Consider the following 2,545-nt stretch of genomic DNA (forward strand, 5'->3'; position numbering starts at 1 on the left):
ACCATATGACTTATCCTTAAAGGTTTGTAATTTGGGTACCCTTTCAATCATTTCTGCCAGCTTTTCGTTGGAATCTTTTTCCAAATCCACATTCCAGCCGCCTATCTGGGCAAACGAGCTTAGAGAAAAAGCAAAGCATAAAAGGAATAATAAGGAGTTCGATTTTTTTAAATAGTTAGTGTACATTTTAGTATTTATTTTGTTATTAAAATATTGTTGGGAACTTTTGATATTCAGTGTATTATAATAATTTACCACCATCATTCAATTTAATTAGCAGGCAATGAATTATTTAGCTGAAAAGGTACAAAAAACAAAGCAAAGCATCTTTCTATTTTTGAACTATTTTCGACTATGAAGTACAATTATTATGCCAAATTCTTAATTGGACTAATTTGCTTTTTGCAGGTGCTTTTTCGGGATTATTTGCTTTTAAAACCTTTGGCAACAGCATTTGCATAGGAAGATGCTATGCTGGGAGAAACATCCGGATTTTCTATAGACGCTGTAGTCCAGGCGACCAGTTGTTTTCCTTCTTCTTGCGTTAGATCATAAACTACAGTTTCCAAAATATAGAGTTTAGAAGTTATAGTGGTACCTTCAGTCTTGAGGGATACCTGATCCGAGGAATAGGTACCCGGCAGGTAAAAATAGTTATAGAATCCGCCATAGGCATCCGGATAAGTTGCACCACCATAGTAAACGGTAGTCTCGTATTTTTCGGCACCCACTTCGCGGCTTCGTTCCTGATAGTCCTTTAAAACGGTAAGAACTACCCCATTATAACTATTTTGTTCCAAAATAGAACGGATTTGTTTTTTTTGTTGTTCCGTAATTTTGGCTGCGGGTTTAAAATCAGGAAATTGGGTATGACTTGAAATGGCATTTAAACCAGCGTCAACGAATTTTTTTGTAATCGCATTTTCAAAGGCTATCCGCAGATCCTTGTCAGCAGACCTGCCCACCACCAGGATTTTTTTGTCATTCATCTTATTTGCTGTTTCCGCCTTCCAGGAATTAATGATTTTGAAACTCGAACAACTCGTAAAAAAAAGGCTTAGAAACAATAAAATTAGTGCTGAGTTCTTTTTCATATTTTTTATTTGAAGGGCTAATGTAGAGATAATTTTTGAAATCAATCCTGCTTGGTAAATTTGGCTCGGACTATTTTTCCGTTTCTGAATATTGTCATTGTAATGACGTCTCCTTTTTGTGCTTCGGCTATTATCTTTCTGATTTTGAAAATGGAGTTGATATCTTCAATGGTGATGCCCCCTAATTCAAGAATAATATCTCCGCCAATTTTTAGTTCTGTTTCTTCAATTTTGGCTGAAATAGTACCACCCTTCAAACCCAATGCACTTGCCGATCCTTTAGAAGACAAACTTGTAATCAACAAGCCTGCTTCCTGCGGCAGATTAAGTGCCTTTGCCAGGTCTCCATCCAATAGTAGGGATTCCATACCACCCCAGATGCTTGATTCCTGCATAAGCAATTTATCGGCCACATTAGATGACATCGCAAAACCAATACCCTCAAACCCGCCGGAATTACTGTATATCCTGCTTGCTATACCAATTACTTCCCCGCTCATATTAAACATAGGACCCCCTGAATTTCCAGGATTAATTGAAGCATCCGTTTGTAAAAATTCAATTTTCACAAAGTCATTGCTTAAATGGGCCGGAACAAATCTGCCACTGAGGATTCCCCGAGATAGTGATTGTTTAAAACCATGAGGAGCACCCAGAACAAAAACATCTTCTCCTACAAATACTTTATCCGAATCACCTATAGGGGCAACTTTTTTGTCTTTGAGCAGGAAATCCCCTTTTATTTTAACCAGGGCGACATCTGCCTGGGCTACGGAACTTATTACCGTTCCCGCGTAAATATCACCATCAAGAAATTCAATTTGAACTTCTTCGGCAGTTTGTACCACATGAGCGGCAGTCCATATAAGACCTTCTTCAGCTATTAATACTCCGGAACCCTGAGATTCCTCTGTAACAACCTGAATATATTCCCCTTCACTTTCCCGGGAAACATTAATGATATCAATAACTACTACAGAGGAATTAATATCCCGATATAACTCTGCAAGAGTTTGACCGCTTGTAACAATGGAAATTAAAAATGTTAAAACGAAGGTTATTTTTTTCAACTGAATATGCTTTAAGATGGTGTGATTAAGATTGTATGTCATTTTCAAATTATTGATCCAATACCAGCGATAAATTGATGAGGTTCGTATTGTAATTAAAATGCTTCATTAACACCAAAGTAAATTCCATTCTGGCCATCTATTCCAACTCCATAATCTAACCTGAGCCAGGTACTCTTATCTTTAATTAGTTTAAAACGTATTCCTCCTCCAAAAGCCGGTTTTAAGTTATTAAATCTGAAGAGATCATCTGGCTCGTTGCTCACACTTCCAAACAATCCGAAACCGGCTAAAGTCCATCTTTCCTTAAAGCGCAATCTATATTCCGCTTGTAAAATATACATATGCTTGTCTATAAACCTGCCATTGAAGTAACCTCTT

At 37.2% G+C, this 2,545-nt stretch carries 2 protein-coding genes and 2 pseudogenes; all 4 read right to left on the reverse strand.

Features of this window, described 5'->3' with window-relative positions; genetic code table 11:
• Window positions 1-186 (reverse strand): annotated as a pseudogene (locus Q0X77_RS15255) (hypothetical protein); the annotation flags it as partial.
• A gap of 236 nt (window positions 187-422) precedes the next feature.
• Complete coding sequence (locus tag Q0X77_RS15260) at window positions 423-989, reverse strand: hypothetical protein (protein ID WP_297798677.1); 567 nt, start codon at window positions 987-989, stop codon at window positions 423-425.
• 146 nt (window positions 990-1,135) lie between these two features.
• Window positions 1,136-2,206 carry a trypsin-like peptidase domain-containing protein gene (locus tag Q0X77_RS15265; protein ID WP_297798678.1) on the reverse strand — a complete coding sequence of 357 codons (1,071 nt, stop codon included), beginning with the start codon at window positions 2,204-2,206 and terminating at the stop codon, window positions 1,136-1,138.
• Between the two features lie 53 nt (window positions 2,207-2,259).
• A pseudogene (locus Q0X77_RS15270) lies at window positions 2,260-2,545 on the reverse strand (hypothetical protein); the annotation flags it as partial.

Origin of the sequence: uncultured Eudoraea sp., assembly GCF_947258925.1 — a bacterium.
Lineage (GTDB): Bacteria > Bacteroidota > Bacteroidia > Flavobacteriales > Flavobacteriaceae > Eudoraea.